This is a genomic window from Segatella cerevisiae (assembly GCF_024054555.1).
Lineage (GTDB): Bacteria > Bacteroidota > Bacteroidia > Bacteroidales > Bacteroidaceae > Prevotella > Prevotella cerevisiae.
The window spans coordinates 46,445-68,872 of record NZ_JAMXLY010000008.1 but is presented as its reverse complement, the minus strand read 5'-3'; the positions used below and the strand labels follow the sequence as shown (position 1 = coordinate 68,872).

The 22,428-nt window shown below is 44.5% G+C and carries 17 protein-coding genes and 1 riboswitch; of the genes, 12 read left to right on the top strand and 5 right to left on the bottom strand.

The features are described 5' to 3' along the window. The first annotated feature begins 886 nt into the window (after positions 1-886). Positions 887-985, top strand: a riboswitch (TPP riboswitch). A 60-nt stretch (positions 986-1,045) separates the two neighbouring features. From thiD to NG821_RS03510, 10 genes are all read left to right on the top strand, one after another. Continuing rightward, positions 1,046-1,882 (top strand): bifunctional hydroxymethylpyrimidine kinase/phosphomethylpyrimidine kinase, encoded by an 837-nt coding sequence (gene thiD / locus NG821_RS03555; protein WP_252760290.1) that lies wholly within the window; start codon positions 1,046-1,048, stop codon positions 1,880-1,882. Further along, positions 1,879-2,514: a thiamine phosphate synthase gene (locus NG821_RS03550; RefSeq protein ID WP_252760289.1), complete on the top strand. Its 636-nt coding sequence runs from the start codon at positions 1,879-1,881 to the stop codon at positions 2,512-2,514. The genes thiD and NG821_RS03550 overlap by 4 nt, the downstream gene beginning before the upstream one ends. Next, complete coding sequence (gene thiC, locus NG821_RS03545) at positions 2,514-4,220, top strand: phosphomethylpyrimidine synthase ThiC (protein WP_252760306.1); 1,707 nt, start codon at positions 2,514-2,516, stop codon at positions 4,218-4,220. Before NG821_RS03550 ends, thiC begins: the two co-directional genes overlap by 1 nt. 10 nt (positions 4,221-4,230) lie before the next feature. After that, the gene (locus tag NG821_RS03540) at positions 4,231-5,004 is read left to right on the top strand and encodes a sulfide-dependent adenosine diphosphate thiazole synthase (protein ID WP_252760288.1); all 774 of its coding nucleotides are present in this window, start codon (positions 4,231-4,233) and stop codon (positions 5,002-5,004) included. 35 nt (positions 5,005-5,039) lie between these two features. Beyond that, on the top strand, positions 5,040-5,582 hold the full coding sequence (locus tag NG821_RS03535; RefSeq protein ID WP_252760287.1) for a thiamine phosphate synthase: 543 nt from the start codon (positions 5,040-5,042) through the stop codon (positions 5,580-5,582). Positions 5,583-5,915: 333 nt separating this feature from the next. Continuing rightward, positions 5,916-8,480 (top strand): mechanosensitive ion channel family protein, encoded by a 2,565-nt coding sequence (locus tag NG821_RS03530; protein ID WP_252760286.1) that lies wholly within the window; start codon positions 5,916-5,918, stop codon positions 8,478-8,480. Between the two features lie 416 nt (positions 8,481-8,896). After that, positions 8,897-9,307 (top strand): hypothetical protein, encoded by a 411-nt coding sequence (locus tag NG821_RS03525; RefSeq protein ID WP_252760285.1) that lies wholly within the window; start codon positions 8,897-8,899, stop codon positions 9,305-9,307. A gap of 458 nt (positions 9,308-9,765) precedes the next feature. Continuing rightward, positions 9,766-10,368: a DUF4476 domain-containing protein gene (locus tag NG821_RS03520; RefSeq protein ID WP_252760284.1), complete on the top strand. Its 603-nt coding sequence runs from the start codon at positions 9,766-9,768 to the stop codon at positions 10,366-10,368. Between the two features lie 462 nt (positions 10,369-10,830). Continuing rightward, on the top strand, positions 10,831-12,255 hold the full coding sequence (locus NG821_RS03515) for a hypothetical protein (protein ID WP_252760283.1): 1,425 nt from the start codon (positions 10,831-10,833) through the stop codon (positions 12,253-12,255). Between the two features lie 153 nt (positions 12,256-12,408). Beyond that, positions 12,409-13,290, top strand: coding sequence for a hypothetical protein (locus tag NG821_RS03510; protein ID WP_252760282.1), 882 nt, complete (start codon positions 12,409-12,411; stop codon positions 13,288-13,290). An 81-nt stretch (positions 13,291-13,371) separates the two neighbouring features. Here the strand turns inward: NG821_RS03510 and NG821_RS03505 are convergent, their stop codons facing one another. Then, a complete protein-coding gene (locus NG821_RS03505) occupies positions 13,372-14,049 on the bottom strand; it encodes a B3/B4 domain-containing protein (RefSeq protein WP_252760281.1) in 678 nt (225 codons plus the stop codon). 204 nt (positions 14,050-14,253) lie between these two features. Between NG821_RS03505 and NG821_RS03500 the strand changes: the two genes are divergently transcribed. After that, positions 14,254-14,829: an epoxyqueuosine reductase QueH gene (locus tag NG821_RS03500; protein ID WP_252760280.1), complete on the top strand. Its 576-nt coding sequence runs from the start codon at positions 14,254-14,256 to the stop codon at positions 14,827-14,829. Positions 14,830-15,135: 306 nt separating this feature from the next. Beyond that, positions 15,136-16,626 carry a leucine-rich repeat protein gene (locus tag NG821_RS03495; protein WP_252760279.1) on the top strand — a complete coding sequence of 497 codons (1,491 nt, stop codon included), beginning with the start codon at positions 15,136-15,138 and terminating at the stop codon, positions 16,624-16,626. Positions 16,627-16,808: 182 nt separating this feature from the next. On the opposite strand, the gene NG821_RS03490 is transcribed toward NG821_RS03495, so the two are convergent. Genes NG821_RS03490 through NG821_RS03475 form a run of 4 tightly spaced genes read right to left on the bottom strand, consistent with a single transcriptional unit; the run spans position 16,809 to position 22,358 of the window. Beyond that, complete coding sequence (locus tag NG821_RS03490) at positions 16,809-17,960, bottom strand: efflux RND transporter periplasmic adaptor subunit (RefSeq protein WP_252760278.1); 1,152 nt, start codon at positions 17,958-17,960, stop codon at positions 16,809-16,811. Positions 17,961-17,962: 2 nt separating this feature from the next. Continuing rightward, entirely contained in the window at positions 17,963-19,147 is a 1,185-nt protein-coding gene (locus NG821_RS03485; protein ID WP_252760277.1) for a TolC family protein, read from the bottom strand. After that, positions 19,144-22,170, bottom strand: coding sequence for an efflux RND transporter permease subunit (locus tag NG821_RS03480; protein WP_252760305.1), 3,027 nt, complete (start codon positions 22,168-22,170; stop codon positions 19,144-19,146). Before NG821_RS03480 ends, NG821_RS03485 begins: the two co-directional genes overlap by 4 nt. Further along, positions 22,056-22,358, bottom strand: a complete 303-nt coding sequence (locus NG821_RS03475; protein WP_252760276.1) for an efflux RND transporter permease subunit — start codon at positions 22,356-22,358, stop codon at positions 22,056-22,058. Before NG821_RS03475 ends, NG821_RS03480 begins: the two co-directional genes overlap by 115 nt. Positions 22,359-22,428 lie beyond the last annotated feature (70 nt).

Below are 22,428 nucleotides of genomic sequence, written 5' to 3'. Positions count from 1 at the left end.
TATATACAATTTTTTATCTTTAAAAGCACCATGTTAACAATATTTAAATATACTTGTTTTGACAGAAACGTATTCAGCAATAGCCTATGTTGATTATCAGACATATAGTTGAATTTTAAGAAAAAACATTTCAAGAAGTTTCAATTGTCCTTACTTTGCATTGGCTGTTTTTGGATTTATCCATTTGTCGTGGTTTGAACCATGATGGTCTAAGACGCATCCCGCTTTAATCAGTTTTCGCTGTAGTTCACTTAATTTCATTTTAGAGAGAACACTTTCATTTTAACACAAAGTTAACGAAAAAGTTATACAGATGCAAATATTTAGGTAACTTTTTTGTTATATGATTGATTTTCAACACTAACCCATAGACTTGTAAAGGAAAAATAAAACTTAATACAACTTTCTTTCCGGTATTATAAATGAGGGCACTTTTATCGCTATTCTCCTTAATTATGCTACGTTATAGAAAAATTGAGGGTGATTTTTCTATAACGTAATATTCGATACCGCTCTTTCTACGTTTAAAAATGTCGCAAGCGCAACTTACGATGAAAAAGATAGATGATAATAATGCTAGCGTGATCCTGAATTATTTCGATCAATCGAATAGTGAAATAATAAAGCAAAAAGCTATTGATGATTTGTAGGAGATAGAGGATCTGAGAAGAGATAATCAAATATTAAGACCATGTATTGTGTGGGGTTAGGATTCTAAAGCTCCACATAGAACTATACGTAGGATACGGATCTAAAAAATATTTTAAAACTGAATACGATTAGCTAATATTCATAATATTTTAAGTGATTAGTATAAATATCTTTTAAAAAATTGCATTGATAAAATAAATATTCTATCTTTGTAATGTTCCAATCAATATTGGAATCTTTTGAAGAGGGGTGCTAAGTAAATAACTTGGCTGAGATTATACCCGTAAAACCTGATGCAGGTAATGCTGCCGTAGGAAGAACGAGCTAAGAATAATTAGGTTTATTCGATTGATCAACAAATAAGAGCCCTTCTTAATTGTTTTATTAAGTTGGGATGTTTTACATTACCTCATTAACTATTGCGGGTTCTGATTGCAGCGGTGGTGCCGGCATACAAGCAGACATTAAGACGATGTCCGCTTTGGGCGTTTACGCAGCCTCTGCCATCACAGCGGTGACCGTTCAGAATACTCAAGGTGTACAGTCGGTATTTGCTGTGGACGCCGAAACGGTAAGAAATCAGATACTTGCCGTCTGCCAGGATTTGAATATCAAGTATGCCAAGGTCGGAATGGTATACGATAAAAGCACCATTCAGGCTATTTTAGATGCACTTGAAGTTTATTCCATTCCTTATATTGTCGTAGACCCTGTCATGGTCGCCACGAGTGGAGACCGGTTGATGCAGGAAGATGCCTTGGCACTGTTTGTCAAAGAACTGGTTCCAAAAGCCTATTTGCTCACCCCAAATATTCCGGAAGCCGAAATACTTGCGGGTATGCCGATACACAATGCGCAGGACATCAGAAAAGCAGCAAAGAAGATCGCGGCATTGCATTGCCCGAACATTCTGATCAAGGGCGGTCATCTTGAGGGTAACGAAAAGACGGATGTATTGTTCAGTTTTCTTGATGACGGGAGATGTCAGGAGCATGCCTTCAAAACTTCCAATGTAGAGACAAAGAACACGCATGGGACCGGTTGCACGCTGTCTTCTGCCATCACCTCTTACTTGGCAAGGGGAAATGAACTGCCGCAAGCCGTAGAACAAGCCTGCCACTATGTACATCAGGCGATAGAAGCTGGCAGTCATGTTTCCATAGGGCATGGTCATGGACCTGTGGACCATTTCTTCGAACCTCACACCTTAATCAAGACTTTTAAGCCATGACCAACCTTCAATTTATCACCCACCATAACGAGCGGTATTCGTATGTTGAAGGGGCTTTGATGGCTCTCAAAGGAGGGTGCCGCTGGATTCAACTGCGGATGAAGGAGGCTTCCGACGACGAAATCATCAGTGCGGCTGCACAGATAGAACCGATGTGCAGGAAATACCACGCAACCTTCATCATAAACGATCATGTAGAACTTGTCCGAAAAGTCAAGGCTCAAGGTGTGCACCTGGGGCAAAAAGACATGCCTGTAGACAAAGCCCGGGAAATATTGGGAAACGGATATATTATAGGCGGGACGGCCAACACCTTCGAGCAAGTCAGAACGCAATATCTCCGAGGTGCTGACTATATCGGTTGTGGTCCTTACAGATTTACGACGACGAAGAAAAAACTGGCCCCCATTCTGGGCTTGGATGGATATAGGCAGATCGTCAGCCAAATGAAAAAGGCCGGCATAACGATCCCTATAGTCGCCATCGGGGGTATCGGTTATGACGATATCGGACCGGTATTGCAGACGGGAGTCAATGGGGTGGCTTTGAGCGGCAGCGTCCTCAACGCAGAGGACCCGATAGGAGAGATGAAAAAAATGATCTCTATTTCAACCAATAAAAATCTAAGATGATGAACGATAATATCAAGTTTTCTTATCCCAATTCTGAGAAGGTATACCTCAAGGGGACATTATATCCGGACCTTAAAGTGGCAATGAGAAAAGTCAGTTTGACTCCGACAATCGTAGTCAGAAACGGCAAAAAGGAGAAAACGGAAAATGCGCCGGTCTATATCTATGACACCAGCGGACCCTATAGCGACAAAGATGTCCATATCGATTTGCAGCGGGGGCTGCCCCGTCTGAGAGAGTCTTGGATTCGGGCGCGCAACGATGCGGAACAATTGCCGGAAGTGAGTTCGGAATACGGACGTCAAAAACTCGCTGACCATTCCCTAGACCATCTGCGCTTCGAGCATATTGCCTTGCCTTATAAGGCTAAAAAAGGACATGGGGTCACTCAGATGTACTATGCCAAAAAAGGGATCATCACGCCTGAAATGGAATATGTGGCAATCCGGGAAAATATGAATTGCAAAGAACTCGGCATTCCGACTTATATCACTCCTGAATTTGTCAGGCAGGAGATTGCCGCAGGACGGGCCATTATCCCTGCGAACATCAATCATCCTGAAGAAGAACCGATGATCATAGGTAAAAATTTCCTGGTGAAGATCAATACGAACATCGGCAACTCTGCAGTCGACTCAAACATAGAAAAAGAGGTCGAGAAGGCCGTATGGAGTTGTAAATGGGGTGGAGATACCTTGATGGATCTGTCGACAGGAGACAACATCCATGAGACGAGGGAATGGATCATCCGAAATTGTCCTGTTCCTGTAGGCACTGTCCCCATCTATCAGGCGATGGAGAAAGTACATGGCAGGGCAGAGAAACTCTCTTGGGAAGTATACCGGGACACACTCATCGAACAATGCGAACAGGGTGTGGACTATTTTACCATCCATTGCGGCATCCGCCTGAAGAATATTCCCTATGCCTTCAAACGGCTGATGGGAATTGTCAGTCGAGGCGGCAGCATTATCGCCAAATGGTGCGAGATCCATCAGAAAGAGAGTTTCCTCTATGAACATTTCGATGATATCTGTGACATCCTCGCGCAATATGATGTAGCCGTCTCTCTTGGTGACGGGCTACGGTCAGGTTGCATTTATGATGCCAACGATAAGGCACAGTTTTCTGAACTCGATACCATGGGCGAACTTGTAGAACGGGCTTGGAAGAAGAACGTGCAGGTCATCATCGAAGGTCCCGGCCACGTCCCCATGCAGAAAATCAGGGAGAATGTGGAGCGTCAAACTGTAAAGTGCCACGAAGCACCGTTCTATACCCTCGGGCCGCTTGTCACAGACATTGCCCCCGGTTACGATCATATTACGAGTGCCATCGGGGCGGCCCAGATCGGGTGGTACGGCACGGCAATGCTCTGCTACGTCACGCCTAAAGAGCATTTGGCTCTGCCGGGGAAAGACGATGTGCGCATGGGCGTTGTCGCCTACAAGATCGCAGCTCATGCAGCCGACATTGCGAAAGGACATCCCGGTGCAACAGTCCGCGACAATGTCCTGAGTAAGGCACGTTACGAGTTTCGATGGAAGGATCAGTTTAATCTGTCCCTCGACCCTGAGCGGGCATTCGAATACTATAAGGCCTCCAATCATGTGGGGGATAAATTCTGTACGATGTGCGGTCCTAATTTCTGTGCCGTACGTATCAGTCAGACTCTGAATCAAGATGATCATTGTTCAATTTTATAAATAAAAAAAGATGATAGAAACACAAGTATCACAAGGTATTATCAGTACCTATTTCAAAAAACTGGAGAAGTGTCTCGAACTGGACGTCGCTGTTGTTGGTGGTGGTCCTTCGGGTATTGTAGCAGCCTACTATCTGGCAAAAGCCGGACTCAAAGTGGCTCAGTTTGACCGCAAACTTTCCCCCGGTGGCGGCATGTGGGGTGGCGCAATGATGTTTAACGAGATCGTCATTCAGAAAGAAGCTGTGCCGGTCATCAAGGATTTCGGGATCAAGATCGAACCTTATCAAGATGATTTGTATGTGATGGATTCCATCGAATGTACTTCAGCTATTCTCTACAAGGCTGCTCACGAAGGTGCCTCCATCTTCAACTGCTATTCTGTAGAAGATGTCGTCTTCAAGAAAAACAGAGTGAGTGGTGTCGTCGTCAACTGGACACCTGTGCTGCGGGAAGGTCTTCACGTGGATCCTCTGAACATCATGGCAAAGTTTGTCATCGACGGCACGGGACATGACAGTGAGGTCAGCAAGACCATTGCACGTAAGAACGGCGTACATCTGAACACGGAAACTGGAGGGGTCATCGGCGAGCGCTCTCTTGACGTGATTGCCGGTGAAGACCTGGTCGTGAAGGGTTCGAAAGAGATCTATCCCGGACTGTATGTCTGTGGGATGGCTTCTTCAGCTGTATCCGGCACTCCGCGTATGGGACCTATCTTTGGCGGAATGCTCATGTCAGGGAAGAAAGTGGCCGACGAGATCATCGCAAGACTCAAGAAATGATGGTTCTGAAAGGAATTGATGATTAAACTCTGATCATGAAACTGATCGTTATTACTTCTCCCGACAAGGTGCCGGGAGAAGTTTCTAAAATCTGCCAATTACTGGACAACGGAATAGATATTCTCCATATCCGGAAACCTGATTGGACTGAGGCACAGTGCCGTAAACTCATCGAGCAGATTCCTGAGCGCTACCGGCACAAGTTGGTCGTGCACCAATATTTCAAACTCTGTCAAACTTATCATCTGCGGGGCATACACCTCAACAGGCGTCATCCTTTACTTCCGCCGAAGCATCAGGGGACCGTCAGTTGCTCCTGCCATTCGTTGGAGGAAGTCTCCACCAGAAAACCTGTCATGGATTACGTTTTCCTGAGTCCCATCTTTGACAGCATCTCGAAACAGGGTTATCATTCTGCTTTTCCGCTACCTGTTTTGAGGACAGCGCAGGAGGAAGGCATCATCGATGAAAAAGTCATTGCTTTGGGTGGTGTCACATACGATAAACTCCCGTTGCTCGAATATCTCTCTTTCGGCGGTGGAGCGATGCTCGGGGAAATATGGGGAGCGAACCAATAATATCTGAAATGTTCTGAAACGCTCTTACCGTTAATTTGCGCATATATCGGTGTAATCGTTTTTGAAGTCAGTATGTATCTTTTCGATTATTCCAGGGATAACACTGAAACTCTTTGTCAGTCAGAAATCTGAATGGGAGTTTCATAGTCACGTAATCTTCCTGATTACGGAATTATTGCTATAAATATTGGTCTGATGTTATCAATATGATAAAATAAGGCAAAAAACTGAAATTATGAACCATAACTCCAGTTTTTTTAATACTTTTGCACCGACTAATATTCTCATTTTGTATTTTATACTGAATCAAGCGTTGAACACATTTTATTATTGATGAAAAAATACTTTATTACATTAATCCTCTTGCTTTTGTGTATCCTTCCCTCCGAGGCCGTTTTAAAGGAGCAGAATCTTCCACAAACATTGTCCGTACTACGGGCAGAACTCCAAGGCAGGTATACCGAGCAGAAACAGATGCTCTCAAGGTTGAGTCTGATGAATGAGAGACAGCATGAAAAGATGATCGCCATCATGCAGAAAAGTGATGAGATCGGACTGATGCTCTATTCCCAGAAACAGGACTACACCTTTGACCTGACTTATGCCTGTCATGAAGCGACAGAGCAATACCGTCGATTCAATGAGAACCGTCTGCCTTATGACGAGATTCTCCAGAGAATCAATACGAACATCACAAGATACACCGGTCTTATAGAGACCTTGAAGCAACTCCCGCCTTCATTGGTCAAGCACCATCATCACCGGCATCATAACAAGCGGTGGACGAAACTCCATGACGGAAAAATGCCGTTCCTATTGAATAAGGCAGGACAGGGTGACCGCGCCGCTTGTCTGAAATATGCCCTCGCCCTGCGCTACCGTATGGTCCAGTTGAGGGACATCATCATCAGGGATAATGACAACTATAACAGGATAGCCAGCAAACTGAAAGAGACCAATGACTATGCCCTCAAATGTTACCGCGATATTCAGAACAGTATTTTCGTGAACGGCGATGACAGTTATTTCGAAATACTCAAAAAATTCGGCAGGAACGTCAAACAGGTCAAAAGTGACATGTCTGATAAATACGCGACCAACCATTATCATGTGCACAGTGAATGGCGGGGACCTATCGTCATAGGACTTGTCATCTTCGTGATCTTCTATTTCGTGCTGGCCACCATCCTGAGCAACGTGATCGTACGGGTACTGATACGGAAAGTCAAACGATTCCAGACTTCGGAATTCAAGAAGAAGAAAGCTTGTCTGATCATGGCGGCGGATGCCTTGCTCTTTGCCATTTCCATCATGATCGCACGACTCTTCTTGAACCATAATTTCTTCATTATGGCTTCGGGATTACTGGTGGAATACGCTTGGCTGCTCGCTGCGATCTTCGTCTCTCTGCTCGTCAGACTGAAAGGGGATCAGATCAAGAGTGGATTCCGCATCTATTTCCCAATCATATTGGTGGGATTCCTCGTCATCGCTTTCAGGATCATCTTCATCCCCAATAACCTCGTCAACTTGATCTTCCCTCCGATACTGCTGGCATTCACATTATGGCAATGGAACGTGATCATGCGCCATCACAATAATGTAGCAAGAAGTGATATGTTCTATACTTGGGTATCATTGGCGGTCATGGTCCTGTCCTGTATTTTCGCATGGAGCGGCTATGTCCTGCTTTCCGTTCAGATCTTCATCTGGTGGCTGTTCCAGTTAACTGCCATTCAGACCATCACCTGCTGCTATGATCTGTTGAACATGTACGAATCCAAAGTCTTGTCCAAACGGATCAAGAGATATTATGCCAGTCATGCGCCTAGAGTTAAGACGGTTCCCAGTCGTAAGAGCGGACGTGGCAATGACATCCAGATTACCTGGTTCTTCGATTTGATCAGTATGGCTGTGGTGCCTGTAGCCAGTGTCCTGTCCGTACTGTTCTGTATCTGGTGGGCAGCAGACATCTTTGATCTGACGGACACCTGTCTCTACATCTTCAAATATCCGTTTGTCGACGTGAAGAATGTCTGCCAGTTGTCCTTGTCCAAGATTGTTCTGGTGGCCGGTATGTTCTTCATCTTCAAATACATCAACTATGCCACCAAGGCGTTCTATCATTACTATAAGTTGGCTGATTTGAAGAGAAGACATATCAGCATAGACCGTCAGGTCAATTTTACGCTCCCGAATAACCTCATTGCAATAGTCGTATGGGGTGCCTATTTCATCTTCGCGCTTATTCTGCTGAGAGTTCCAAAGTCCGGTATATCCATTGTTACGGCCGGTCTTGCTACTGGTGTCGGTTTCGCCATGAAGGACTTGCTGGAGAATTTCTTCTATGGCATCTCATTGATGGCAGGTCGTGTCAGGGTAGGCGACTATATCGAATGTGACGGTATCAGGGGCAAGGTCGACAGCATCACTTATCAGAGTACACAGATAGAGACGGCTGACGGCAGTATCATCGCATTCCTGAACAATTCCTTGTTCAATAAGAACTTCAAGAACCTGACCAGGAATCACTCTTATGAACTGGATAAGATTCCTATCGGTGTTGCTTATGGGGTCAATATCGAGAAAGTCAGGGAACTGCTTCTCAATGCCGTGAACGCTCTCCAGGAAAAGGATTCCCGGGGCAGGGACGTGATCAGTACCAAGCATCCGACGAGTGTCATCTTTGACAGTTTCGGAGATAACTGTGTCAATTTAAGCATTCTGTTCTGGGTGCTCGTTCCTGAAAAAATAAGATTTACAGGCAAGGTTCAAGAGGCTGTTTACAACACTCTGAACAAGAACCACATCGAAATACCTTATCCTCAGAGAGACGTGTATATCCGAAAGTTGCCTGACCAGACCGAAATAAAGAGCAACAATGAAAAGGGAAAGTGATTTTGCTGCACTTCTGATCATACGGGCGGCATAGTTTGATACAGCGATAAGTATGTCGCCTTGGAGTACGAATGTATCTCTAGAATGAGAGAACCGGCCACCATCTGCAATAGATGATGCCGGTTCTTTTGCTTTTCCGTACATTGACCCAATGCTTCATCAGGAAATGCCTTCTCCCATATTCAGAGAGCTGCCGGCAATATCAGCTTTCTCTAGGTGAGAGTAATCTGATCTCATTGAAAGCAGGTGATTGTTTATCACTGATTTCCACGGACACGTTGGACCTTATATTTTCGGTCTTTACCGGAAATACTAAGCTTTCTCCTTCCTGATCAAAGAGATAATGTGTATCTTTGTATCGGAATGAATTGAATTTACATATCAGCTAAAGTAATTGAACGATAATAGTTATAAGCATGAGCACAAATTCTTTCGATAAGAAATATATTTATCACCATCTCGGCATTCCGACCAAAGAGGTCAGACCAAACGAAAGATACAGTAAGGCATTCAAAATGTATACTTCTGATGCTGACGGGGATTTCAGAATCCAGTTTCATCGGTTTGAACCCGGTTGTCCCTTGCCCAAACTCATACAGACCATGCCTCACGTGGCTTTGCAGGTCGATAGTCTGGAGGATGCCATTGCAGGGCAGAAATTATTGCTGGGGCCTTATGAACCCATACCTGATTATAAGGTCGCTATAATTGACGGAGGTGGTGCACCTATCGAGTTGATTGAAACGACATTGACGCCTTCTCAGTTGTGGGGCAAGGCAGAGAAACAGAAAGACCTGAACACTTCAGGTCTACACGAAAAGGATTAAATCTAATCTGTATCTGTCTAGTTAATCCTGCCTGAGTAAACACTCTTTGCTTCAGATATCCCGTCCTTTTCCGTGAACTCTCCTTGCATAAAAATTAAATGGTCTTGCAAAGCGATGAGGGAGGGAGGTATGTTTTGTATTCTAATCCCGTTTCTGTCTTTATCCTTTGTTTTCAACCTGTCCGCCTGAGAATATTTTCCCGTATTTTCCAAAATAGACTCAGTTTGTTTTGTCGGAAAGGGATAAATGCATTATCTTTGCCAATACGTAATGATAATAGGCCTATTAGTCACCGTTATCAAGGTCGCTGGTACGGCTTTATCCATTATTGTAAGCCTAGTCCGGAAATGATTTAAAATTAAATTCTTACAACGTCAGACATGAAAAATACCTCCTTAAGAACATTCCTTTTAAGTGGAATCATCCTCTTGTTGTTCTCTGCATTCAGCATAGGCACTATGGCAAAAGACAAGAGAACTGTCCAGCGTGGCATGAGCAAACAGGAAGTGATGGAAATTCTTGGAAAACCGAGAGCTACCAGTTTCAATCAATACGGAGAGCATTGGGAATATTTTAAATATGGCAGTTTCCTTGATAAATATGATGACAAGATTCTTGTAGACTTTGATCTCAATGATAGGGTCATCAATTATCAGGATATTCTCGTCACTTCAGATGACGTTACGGTCGACAACAGGACTCCGGCGACAGCACCACCTTATGCCACCCTCCCTTCTGGCGGAGTTCCTTTTCCGAACCGTCCTTACCCTGTCCATTGCCTGGATGAGAATGAATTCTCGGTCTTGTACCGCAAGGTCAAGGCTGCCAGTTTTGACGATAACAAATTCGATCTGATCGAGGTCGCCAGCCTTGGCGGATATTATACCTGCAACCAATGTGCCAGGATACTGGAACTGTTTCCGTTCGCCAACAATCAATTGACGGCCCTAAAGTTCATGGCACATCATATTGTCGATCCGCAGAATGCTTACAGCATTTACCACTTATTCCAATTCAATGACGACAAGGAAAAAGCTGCACGGATCATGCAGGGGAGATAAAGACGGTCATTTTATCTGATAAGTACATCTCTCATTGTACTTATCAGTTTATTCATACAACACACCCAATTTGAGGTCCGTTACAGAAAAGGATTGCTGCCCGTCAACACTTCAGTTTTTTGACTGGAGGCAATCCGATCTCTTTTTCCTTTCTGTGTTGAATCATAAAGGACTTACTCAATACTCGACATCTGAACAGACTGGAGGAAGAGAATATACTTTAATTATCTGTTATTTGACGGACTTTTTTCGATAGATTTCGCATCCCGGATCCTGCCGTCCGGCATTGATAGAGTATAATAATTGAACAAAGGATCTTTATGGAAAGAATCATCTCTTGGTCATTTTGAGGAAGTATCAAGAGATTTTTTATCAATATCATACTTTTTAGGTATTGCATTGCTATGATATTTCTTTTACATTTGCACCGATTAAGTTAACTAAATCTATATTATAGCAGATATGAATAAAATTTTTGTAATGGGAGCGATGGCTGCCACGATCCTTGGTTTTTCAGCATGCAACAATGATAGTGACGGACCTACATACCCCAACGTTCCTATGACCAATGATTCGCTCATACAGGTGCTGAAAGACAAGGGATTCAAGTTTAATGACAAGAACCAACTCTTGTTGGACGACAAGGCTTTGAAGACGGATTCCTTGGACTTGTCAAGAACGAAACTGAAAAACTTTACAGGACTTGACCAACTCCCTAACCTGAGAGCCGTCAATCTGCAGAACAACGATTATAAATTTTCTGTCGATGTCTCCACTCTGCCTTCACAGGTTGTAGACTTGGACTTGCGCAATAACGATATCTATGAGGTAAAAGGACTTTCTAATACGACGCTGGTCAAGGATTACGGTTTCGGGAACTGTATAATCATGCATGAGTTCGACCAACTCTATCTGCCCGAGAATGTCAAGTATGACCAGGATCAGTTGGTCGCCTTCTATGCGAGAAACAAGTCTGACAAGAAAACGGTCTATATCAATCTTGCTGATGCAAAAGGGAAATTGACTCCTTATAACACGTTCCGCTCGGTCCCTGACAGGAAATTGAGGCAATATCTCTATAATCATTTTTCTCAGGTGTTCACCGTCACAGACAATAAGGATACCCTTATAGATCTATCGAAGACTTTCTCTTCTGATGATCAGAGTTCGGCGCCCATAGCCCCAACATTTCAGCCTTCCACCTTCGACGGATTCCAATATATCTGGAACAATCCCACTTATACAGGTACCACCCTCATGGTTAATGCGGGACCGAATGATCAGGATATCCCCGATCTGAAGGTCAATCCTCAAGCCTCCGTCCTCAAGTTCAATCATGTCAACTTTGTCAACGGTTTGGATTTGAGTCAGGCGACAAACTTGTATCATCTCGAAATGTATTCCTGCAAAGGTGTCAAGACGATAGACCTGAGCAACTCTAATCTTTTCGGTCAGAGGGCTTATGCCACTGAAACTGTGGGACCGGATGTGTCGACGATCGATGTGGAAGGCTGTGACGACATCGAAGAGATCAAATACCCGGAATTGGCTACCGTTGTAGAAGTCAATCGCTTTGTCTTGTTGCCTCATCTGAAAGCATTGGATTTGAGCGGCCTTGAGTTTTTCGGCAATCTGGAACTCGGTGATCTGGATGCGTGCAAGATCAAATACCCGACTATTCAGTATTCGATCGTAGATGGAAAAATCGTGAATGACGGTAAACTCGACAACTCTCTGTTCGGGATATACGATGATGTGTATCAGAAAGCGGAGACCCAACCATTCATCAAAGCCAATCTGAAATATCTCAAACAGTCTTCTGTCACCATTACAGACAAATACCTGAAACCCAAACAGAAGGCGTCTGTTAAGTGGAAAGATATGTAAGTGAAGAAATCAATGTCAGGAAAAAGGAATCACGGATATCGAATGCTGAATCCTGCATAGTAGGGAGGGGCGATACCTCTCCATTACTGAATCATTTTTATACTGACTTTAAAATAGAAAAGAAATCTGAGGTTATCAATAATCAACGTGATTATGACAGAACATAAAAAATACTATAATCGGTCTCTGATCTCTGTAGGCATTATCCTTGTATCAATGCCCATTGTACATCTGATCGCAAAGTTTTTGAAAGACAATTATACGGGCGAACAACTCCTGGGTGCCGGTTTTTTGCTCGGCCTTGTAGGTTTGGGCATGGTGATCGCCGGAGTATTTGTGAAAGGTGATACGCGTCAGACACTCCTGGGACTTATCGGAGGAATCTTCTTCTGGACAGGATGGGTAGATTTCCTCTTCATGTATTATGCCGACCGGTTCCATACTCAGGCAGAACTTGATCCGCTCACGGGACAGATCCTCAGTCGCCCCGAATACTTGTTGCTGTCTGCAACATTCGGATTGTGGGCAATGGTCATGGTGCTTTACATCTTCAGTACCAGAAACGGCTGCAACTTCATCAACTGGTTGCAGGACAGATTTCTGGGAAAGCGCAAACATGAGATCGCGGCCCGTGCAATGACCCGTCATACGAGCATCATCACTTTTATGGAAATCTGTATGATGCTGTGGACCTGTTATCTGCTCTTGATGTTCTGCTATGACAGCCATTTCCTCGGGCGTGAGCATCCGCTCACATTCGCAGTTGCCTTAGGTGCACTCATCGGGACACCGTTTATCTTCAAAAAACAATTGTACTTGCGTAACTGGGGCGCAAATATCCGAATGGGTGTAGCTACTGTCATCGTCTTCTGGATAGCAGTGGAAGCTTTCACCCGCACAAAAATTCTCAGTAAGATTTGGAACGATCCTTCACATTATCCGTACCATTTCGCAGTATTGGCCATCGAATTACTCGCCCTGACCATCTATCTGATACGGAAAAAAAGGAAGAAATATGACGCAACCTGCCATTGAGATCATTCGATGTCACTAGGGGCTTATCTGACAATGGATCTTTAGAAGAAGTAGGGTGTTGCTGCCTTTATTTTGATTGCTTTAGATGACCTCAGGGACAATGATTTTTCCTTTTCCGCCACAAAACTTGACGGTTGTATCGATGATCTGCTGGGCTGTTTGTTTGACCAAACTATCAGGAGTAGCCTCATTTCCTTGGACGATATAGAAGACATTCGTTGTAGACTTGTCGACGAGGGTTTTCTCAACTTGTCGGATTTCCAGTCTGCAGAGAATTTCATTTGAATCATCAATATAACTGTACTCATGAGGTTTTACAGGTTGTGGCTCTGTTTGTCCTAGGGGAATGTATTTCTCGTCTCCACGGGTAAAGCGGAGGGTGACATTCCCGTCCACATGATCGATATTGTGGGCTCCGAGCGCAAGTTCGCTTTCAAGGGAGATCAGATTATAAATATCCACGACCTTATTGATATATAACAAATTGCTGTGCTTCTCAAGGAGTTTGATGAGGTTTTCACTTGCCGGTATGTTCTTCCTCCGCCTGACACCGGTCTTGTCATGGAGAATATTGAATCCTTCCAATATGGGATCAGCATGTACGTCTATACCACCGTACTTTTGATATAGTTCTGCGATCTTGTTTTTCCTATACGACAGCCATTCCTGACTGTCTTGAGAGTTGTCCAAACCTTCAATGACCACAAACAGGATTTTGACACCTGCGTCCAGAACTTTCTTTTCGACTTTGAATTCCATATGCATCCGATTTTAAATCTATAACATTCTGTGCAAAGATACCGCTTTTTTGAATACCAGAAAATCCCATAAATAGGGTAGATTTGATTAAAAAATGAATAAAGGGTTTCTGATTTTCCTTTCTTATAAAAAAATTGTACCTTTACGAACTGAAAACATTGACTGATAAAGTGAATGTAATACATCTAATTGTTTCTTGATGAGATGAAAGAACTTAAAATAGAAGTTCCGGGGAAAGAATCTAAAGTACTGCTTCATACGTGTTGTGCGCCTTGTTCTTCGGCTATTATCGAATGCTTGTTGAAGCATGGCATAACCCCCGTGATCTATTACTGTAATCCGAATATTTATCCTTACGAGGAATACCGTATCCGTAAGGATGAGTGTACGCGTTATGCGCAGTCTTTAGGATTGGAAATGGTTGACGCGGACTACGACCATGAGGGATGGTTGCAGGCGATAAAAGGTTTGGAGAAGGAACCTGAAAGGGGGAATCGGTGCTTGAAATGCTTTAAGTTGCGTCTGAGATTGGCTGCCGTCTATGCACATGAGCATCATCTGAAAGTTCTGACGACTACGTTGGCTTCAAGCCGTTGGAAAAGTTTGGAACAAATATCTGAGGCTGGTCGCTTTGCCGTGGAACCATTCGATGACGTTGTGTTCTGGGAACAGAACTGGCGAAAGGGCGGATTGAGTGAAAGACGCATAGCTATAATCAAACAATATCATTTTTACAACCAGCAATATTGTGGTTGTGAATTTAGTATGCGTCACGATTAATCGCTTCTTGATGTAAATGGTCCACTTATTAGGGACGTGGGAACTTGAATACCACGGAGTACAAATATTGTCGCACTTTTCTTTTAGAAAGAATTAGAGAGATTAACAAATAAGACTGTCCAAAAGCTTTTTTTAAAGGATATTTTCCTTAAAAACTTGTACAATTAGAATAAAAACCTTATCTTTGGCTTGTTTTCGAACTGGTAAAGAAATTCGGATGTCTATCATTTTTTTACTATTAATAGGGAACAAATACCATTTTTATTGTCTAAATCCATCTAAAAGAGAATCTTAACCTGAACAGAAATGAAGAAATCTATTCTAACCGCCCTTTTTGGCTTTCTGCTTATTTTCTGCATTACAGCCTGTAGCTCAGAAGACAGTATTTCATCCTTCACAACGGACTCGGAAACCTCACAGGCTATCCGACAAGGTACATTGAAAGTGACAGCCGATGCGACCACCAAGTTCTTGTCCTTCACCTCTGATGCCGGCTCCTGGGAAGTTACGGTAGATAGCACGGAAGGGCAGGAATCATCCCAGTGGTGCCAGGCATCCGCTTATGAGGAAACTGACGGATGGCATGTGCGAATTGACATTGATGCCAATCCTGATATCGAGTCCCGACAAGTGCCGCTCATCCTGACGTCCGGAAATAAGAAGTATAGAATTGTTGTCCGGCAGGAACCGAAAAAACAGATGAAGGTAGCATCGGATCATGTCGATATCGTGAAAGAAGGGGGCAAGTTTTCTATTTCCGTGAAATCGAATGGAAAGGCTATGCCAGTGGTAACGATCCCTTCTTCTGCCACTTGGCTTACCTGTACGGATAGCAGTGTAACTGAAAAAGGCGAGGAAGCCCAGACCGTCCGGTATGATTTTGAGGCTCTGCAAAACACTGATTTGGGAAGATTAGCAGAATTGCAATTCTCTACGGACGGTGCTGAAAACCTCCAGGTTGGTGTACACCAGTGGAGTCGTGAACTGAAAAAGGAAGAGCATATCCAGGTGACTGAACCCGGACAACTGCAAATCTTGCTGGGAGGAAACGCCCATGACTGGAAGAATCTGGAATCGCTCACCTTGTCGGGATTACTGAATACAGCGGATATGCAGGCTTTGCGCATCTTGCTCCATCCCATGGTGAGATGTGTTGTGACTAATACAACTGGGAATGTTGCCGTGGAGTCGGAAGCGTACCTGAATCTCCGCCATCTGGACCTGAAAGACTGCCAACTGGCTGAAGGTGGAGAAGACTATGCGGAGAAAAGTATTGTCGGAGAAAAAGATACTTATGAGTCCAAATACCAGACTCTCAATGCTTATGCCTTCGATATCACCAGAACTCCGATAGAGTCAGTCGTCCTGCCTTCCCAACTCCAGAGGATCGGATACAGAGCTTTCAATATGTGTGAGAGTTTGACGCGGATTGAAATCCCTGCTACGGTAAAGAATATCGGAGACTATGCCTTCTTCAACTGTGAAAGTCTGTCAGAGATTCGGATTCCTGAGGATTCGCAACTGGAAGAACTCGGAATGTTCTCTCTGAACACAGGGTCTACTCTGGAAGATATTTCGTTCCCTCTCTCTTTGAATGTCAAGGAAAATGCGGGCATACTCGGAAACGTATCAGCCGTGAACATCCATGTCAAGTGGGCAACCCCTCCAGCATTGGTCCAGTTTGGGGTGAACAAGAACTCGGTCCTTCATGTTCCTGCCGGTTCCGTGGACGCTTACCAGAATGCTTACGGATGGAATAGGGCTAAGGAGATCGTAGCAGAAAACGGGAACAATTAGAAAGTGACTTCTTCTTCTGAATCATTCTGCTCACGTTTGTGATAATTTATTCTTGAAAGGGTTGCATAAAAAAACGAAGAGGATGAGTCTTTGAAGTGAACCCCGAAAGTTAGTTGTCTAACTTTCGGGGTTTATTATGCTTATCAAGAAAAGAAATACTCTGCAATCCAGCGATATTATCCCTAATCACTTTCTCCTGTTTCTCCTTTCTTCAGTTCAGACATCAGATCATAGGCATTCCCCAAAGCATATTCCGAATGCCTTCCCATCGGGGTGAGGATCTCCGTAAAACCGCCTTCCTCTATTCCCGTCTGTATGGCTTGAGGCTGGAAATGCCACTTCCCTTGTTTCTCGGTGACGGTAAAGATATATTTTATCCCGCCCTCATCGACTACGCCGTCACTGGGTATCGCCTGCCTTTGGACAGGTGCTGTCGAAATTCTGGCCTGCACGTACATTCCGGAGATCAGACCATTTTTACTCCCGTTAATGGAAACACGGACGTGAACGGCATGAGTCTGATCATCGAAAACTTTCCCGATGGATGTCACTGTCCCATGGATTTTCCGGCCTGCTGACTGGACGGTCATCACAGCAAACTGCCCCGGCCGGATCTTGGAGATGTCTTTTTCAAAGACCATCAGATCGGCAAAGAGATGTTCCGTGTTCACCACATTGAACAAGGTCATCTGGGGGTCTGCATACTGCCCCGTCTGCACATTCACCCGTTCGATGATCCCACTGATAGGACTGACTACGGCAATTCTGGTGATGACTTTCCCACGGCGCACTGATGCGGGACGGATTCCCAACAACTGCAACTGAGACCCCAGCGTCCTGATCTCTCCTCTGAGGGTGTGGTATTCCGACTGTATCTGCTGGAAATCTTTCCCAGAACCAACTTTTGCAGAATAGAGTTTCTTCTGCCGAAGGTATTCCTGATAGACATAGGTCATCCGACTGGAGGCTGTCAGATACCGGCTTTGCAACTCGAGTAAATCCGGATGACTGAGATAAGCCAATACCTGTCCCCGTACAACTCTCTGGCCTTCAGTGACCAAGATATTCTTGACATTTGCCCCCATGAGAGACGTCACTGCAGCCATACTCTGAGGCATTGCCTTCAGTCGGCCGTTCGCAGTCATCCAGTTTTTGAAACGATGCTCCAGAAGGTCACCGGTCCTGACAGACAGTTTTTGAGTTTGAGCATCAGTCAGAACAATTTCAGTGGATGTTTGCCGGTCTTCTCCGCCTTCTTTATTCTGCCGGTGTGAGGAGCAGGCAACGGTCATTATGGCACACAGAACCAGTATGAAAGATCTAATTTTCTTCATGATTATTGATAATATTCTAAATTCAACTTCGTGTTCAGATACTTGGCATAAGCATCCAGATACCCCATTTCGATCTGCACGGCATCATGCATATTCTGGATGAATTCCAGATAGTTGGTCTCTTGTTCTTTGTAGGTGAGGAGCGCCTTCTCCTTTTGCTTTTGTGCCATAGGCAGGGCGGTCTGACGATAGTACGTGACACTCTGTTCCCATTTCGCAAGTTCTGCCTGCAGTTCCTTGATGGAGAAAGAGTATCTCCGTCTTACATCGTCATAGTCGGCCTGGCTCCGTTCACGTTCTATCTTTGCAGAACGGACCCTGGATTTCGTAGCCCCGAAGACGAGCGGAATGCTCAGTCCTACTTGCCAGGAATAGTAACCGTTGACAGATCCTATTTTCTGACTGCCAAATTCAGCAAACAATTTCGGCAGATAGGCGGAACGTGCCTCTTTGATGCCCGCATCAGCCAGTCTCGCCTTTTCTTCAGCCAGTCCCAGTATGGGATGGGTAGTGGAAGAGAGATCCAACAGGCGCTCCTGCTCGGACAGCATCATCTTGTCATCCGGTGTATAGAGGGTATCGGCACTAAGCCAGCGACTCAGATTCTGATTGGCCATCAACAGATCGTATTGGGCTTGTTTTAAAGTGACTTTTATTTGACGGGCCTGATTCTGTGCTGCTAGATATTCCAGACGGGAAGTGGCTTCAGTGGTATACCGTAACTTGGCGGCCCGTTCAAAATCACTGTAGACGGAATCGAGTCCTCGTAATTTTTCAATTTTGAGCCGTGCGACAAAAGCACTGGCATAATCAATGCCTACTTCTCGGATAAGATTACGTTCTAAGAACTGGGTTTCTGCTTCTGAGACACGTGTTTGCTGACGAAGCATCTGCCGTCGGACACCTATGTTGAAGATATCTAGATTTTGTCTGACTGCGATGAGTGTACGGATACCGTCATTCCCTTTCCCCATTTCCTCAGCTCCTGAACTCATTTCTGTACTGCCTATGTCCCAGGCTGTCCCTTCAAGAGCCTTCCGGCTGGAAGTATTGAGATGGGATGAACGTAAAGTGGGGTAAGTGGCGAGAGCCTTTTTAAAGGCTTCCTGCAACGATATCTGTTGTTGGGCTATCGTGACGTGAGTTACCGACGCCAGTAAAAACAGAATAAATGTAAATCTTTTCATTTCTTGTGTTTTAAGTTCAATAAAGCATATAATACTGGTATCACTACTAATGTAAGTAAGGTCGCTGTGAATAATCCTCCGATAACAACTGTTGCCAAAGGACGCTGTACCTCTGCTCCGGCTGAGTTGCTGATTGCCATAGGCAGGAATCCGAGCATGGCTGCCAGGGCGGTAAGCAAAATAGGCCGCAACCGTTCTTGGGTACCGATATAGATTCTTCTGGCAATACTGGATATTCCTTCTTCTTTAAGAGTGTTCAACCGGTTGACGAGTACGAGTCCGTTAAGGACAGCTACACCGAATAAGACGATAAAGCCTACACCGGCTGAGATACTGAAAGGCATTCCCCGTAAAGTTAGGGCCAGAATACCGCCTATCGTTGCCATGGGTACTGCAATGTAAATCATCAATGCTTGACTGACAGATTTCAAGGCAAAATAGAGCATGATAAAGATGAGCAGTAAAGCGACCGGTAAAACGATACCCAGACGTGCTTTGGCTTCTTGGAGGTTTTGAAAGGAACCGCCATACGTTATTCTGTAACCGGCAGGAAGACGAAGTTGACTGTCGAGTGCTGCCTTGATATCGCTGACCACGGACTCAACGTCACGGCCACGGACATTGAGTCCTACGTAAATACGTCGGGAAGCACCGTCACGGGAGATCTGCATCGGACCTGGTTGATAACTGATTTCGGCTACTTCTCCTAATGGGATCTGAGAGCCATTTGGGAGATCTACATACAGGTTTTTCAGATCATCGATGCTCTTACGGTAGCGGTCACTCAGACGGATAACCATATCAAAACGCTTTTCTCCTTCAAACACTTCTCCGGCATCTGCACCGGCAAAGGCCGCACTGACATACTGGTTGAGTTGATCTACAGACAGTCCGTATTGGGCCAGTTTTTTCCGGTTGTACTGTACTGTGATCTGTGGCAGACCGGCAGTTCTCTCCAATGCTACATCTTTAGCGCCTGGTATTCTGCTGATCATTTTTTCCATCCGTTCACCGATAACATTCAAAGAATCCAAATCTTCACCATAAAGTTTTACAGCTACATCTTCACGTATACCCGTAAGTAATTCATTGAAACGCAATTCAACGGGTTGGCTGAAAGAGAAATTTAACCCGGGTAATGTGCTGAGTTTCTTTTTGATTTTACTGATCAATTCTTCTTTCGATTGAGCGGACGTCCATTTTGACCGGTCTTTTTCCAGAATGATGAAACTGTCAGTATAGTCAAATCCCATAGGGTCTGTGGGAATGTCCGCAACTCCTATACGGGCACATACGGTCTTGATTTCTGGAAAAGAAGATAGTAAGAGTCGTTCTACTTCTTTCTCACGCTCGACGGTCTCACTCAAAGAACTGCCTGGCCTCAAAAAGGTCTGCATGGCAATGTCTCCTTCATCCAGACTCGGAACAAATTCTCCTCCCATCCGGGCGAAGATAACACTGGTAAGGATAAAGAGCAACAGGGCGGTGGACAGAACGGGCGTCTTATGTTTTAACGCGAATTTGAGAACGGGATGATAACAGGTGTATATTCCGTTCATTAAATGCCAACTCCAGCGCTGCAACCTTTCTTCTAATTTTGACAACCATCTCAAATGATTTCCCAAGGGGCGCATCACTACGGATGTAATCATCGGCACATAAGTCAGACAGAGAATAATAGCTCCTAACAGGGCAAACGAAAAGGTAAAGGCCATCGGCTGGAACATCTTGCCACTGACTCCTGCAAGGAACAAGATGGGTGTAAAGACAATAAGTATGATCAGTTGACCGAAAAAGGCAGAATGCATCATCGTGTTGGCAGCATCGAAACTGACCTGGTCCATCGCCTTTTGTGATACGGCCAAATGCCCGTGGATCTTACCTGAATATCTCTTCTCGAGTTCATGTACCGTTCCTTCTACGATGATCACTGCTCCATCTACAATAATACCGAAGTCTATTGCTCCTAGACTCATCAGATTGGCCCATACGCCGAAAATACGCATCATGATAAAGGCAAACAACAGTGATAGGGGAATGAGTGACGCAGTGACAAGGCCTCCACGCAGACTGCCTAAAAGAAGAACAAGGACAAAAATGACAATCAAGGCTCCTTCTATCAGATTACGGGCAATCGTAGAGGTGGTCCGGTGAATCAACTGTGAGCGGTCAAGGAAGGACTGGATCTTGATCCCGGCTGGTAATGTTTTCTGAACTTCTGATATACGGTCCTTGACGGATTTTACGACTTTACCGGAATTGGCACCTTTGAGCATCAGGATCATCCCTCCGACAGCCTCATGACCGTCTTGTGTGAAAGCTCCATAACGGATCTGACTGCCATATTTGACATCATCCGCGACATTGCCTATCGTAACCGGAATGCCTGTTTCTGTCCTTACGACTATGTTCTTGATGTCATCAACTGATTTGACCACACCTTCACCGCGGATAAAATTGGCTTTATGGTCTTTTTCTATATAGGCACCTCCTGTATTGACATTATTGCGCTTCAAGGCATTGAAGACTTCACCTATGCTCACGTGCATGGCATTGAGACGTTCTGGGGATAAGGCTACTTCATATTGTTTGATGCTTCCGCCAAAGGAATTGACTTCCACGACTCCGGGAATCATCGTTAATTGCCTTTTAATGGTCCAGTCCTGGATTGTGCGTAATTCACGGGGACTGTACATATTGGTATCGGCATGGAGCGTATATTGGTAAATTTCTCCCAGGCCTGTCGTAATAGGGCCCATTTCCGGATCTCCGAATCCTTCTGGAATCTCGTCCTTCACTTCATTCAATTTCTCTTGAACGAGTTGGCGGGGCAGGTAAGTTCCCATATTGTCCTTGAAGACTACTGTGACTACAGAAAGCCCGAAACGGGAAACGCTTCTTACATCTTTTACTCCCGGAAGAAGACTACTGTGACTACAGAAAGCCCGAAACGGGAAACGCTTCTTACATCTTTTACTCCCGGAAGGTTGGCCATTGCCATTTCTACCGGGTAGGTGACAAATTGTTCTATGTCTGCTGTGGAAAGATTCTGAGACACGGTAATGATTTGCACCTGATTATTCGTGATATCTGGTGTTGAATCGACGTTAATGGTCATGAGTGACCAGATTCCGCCTGAGATAATCGCCAATACCAACAAGCAAATAATAAACTTGTGCGTGATGGAATAATAAATGATTTTCTTGATCATCTGTCCTGTTTTTAATAAGGGTAAAGTGTAGGTTTCCAATCTTATTGATAAGAGGATATAACTGGTAAAT

Excerpts from the sequence above, each read along its gene's own strand:
- thiD (WP_252760290.1), top strand. The coding sequence starts at position 1,046 with ATGTTTTACATTACCTCATTAACTATTGCGGGTTCTGATTGCAGCGGT.
- NG821_RS03490 (WP_252760278.1), bottom strand. The coding sequence starts at position 17,960 with ATGAAGAAAATTAGATCTTTCATACTGGTTCTGTGTGCCATAATGACC.
- NG821_RS03510 (WP_252760282.1), top strand. The coding sequence starts at position 12,409 with ATGACAGAACATAAAAAATACTATAATCGGTCTCTGATCTCTGTAGGC.
- NG821_RS03495 (WP_252760279.1), top strand. The coding sequence starts at position 15,136 with ATGAAGAAATCTATTCTAACCGCCCTTTTTGGCTTTCTGCTTATTTTC.
- NG821_RS03505 (WP_252760281.1), bottom strand. The coding sequence starts at position 14,049 with ATGGAATTCAAAGTCGAAAAGAAAGTTCTGGACGCAGGTGTCAAAATC.
- NG821_RS03475 (WP_252760276.1), bottom strand. The coding sequence starts at position 22,358 with ATGATCAAGAAAATCATTTATTATTCCATCACGCACAAGTTTATTATT.
- NG821_RS03520 (WP_252760284.1), top strand. The coding sequence starts at position 9,766 with ATGGCAAAAGACAAGAGAACTGTCCAGCGTGGCATGAGCAAACAGGAA.
- NG821_RS03525 (WP_252760285.1), top strand. The coding sequence starts at position 8,897 with ATGAGCACAAATTCTTTCGATAAGAAATATATTTATCACCATCTCGGC.
- NG821_RS03550 (WP_252760289.1), top strand. The coding sequence starts at position 1,879 with ATGACCAACCTTCAATTTATCACCCACCATAACGAGCGGTATTCGTAT.
- NG821_RS03530 (WP_252760286.1), top strand. The coding sequence starts at position 5,916 with ATGAAAAAATACTTTATTACATTAATCCTCTTGCTTTTGTGTATCCTT.
- thiC (WP_252760306.1), top strand. The coding sequence starts at position 2,514 with ATGAACGATAATATCAAGTTTTCTTATCCCAATTCTGAGAAGGTATAC.
- NG821_RS03535 (WP_252760287.1), top strand. The coding sequence starts at position 5,040 with ATGAAACTGATCGTTATTACTTCTCCCGACAAGGTGCCGGGAGAAGTT.
- NG821_RS03515 (WP_252760283.1), top strand. The coding sequence starts at position 10,831 with ATGAATAAAATTTTTGTAATGGGAGCGATGGCTGCCACGATCCTTGGT.
- NG821_RS03540 (WP_252760288.1), top strand. The coding sequence starts at position 4,231 with ATGATAGAAACACAAGTATCACAAGGTATTATCAGTACCTATTTCAAA.
- NG821_RS03500 (WP_252760280.1), top strand. The coding sequence starts at position 14,254 with ATGAAAGAACTTAAAATAGAAGTTCCGGGGAAAGAATCTAAAGTACTG.
- NG821_RS03485 (WP_252760277.1), bottom strand. The coding sequence starts at position 19,147 with ATGAAAAGATTTACATTTATTCTGTTTTTACTGGCGTCGGTAACTCAC.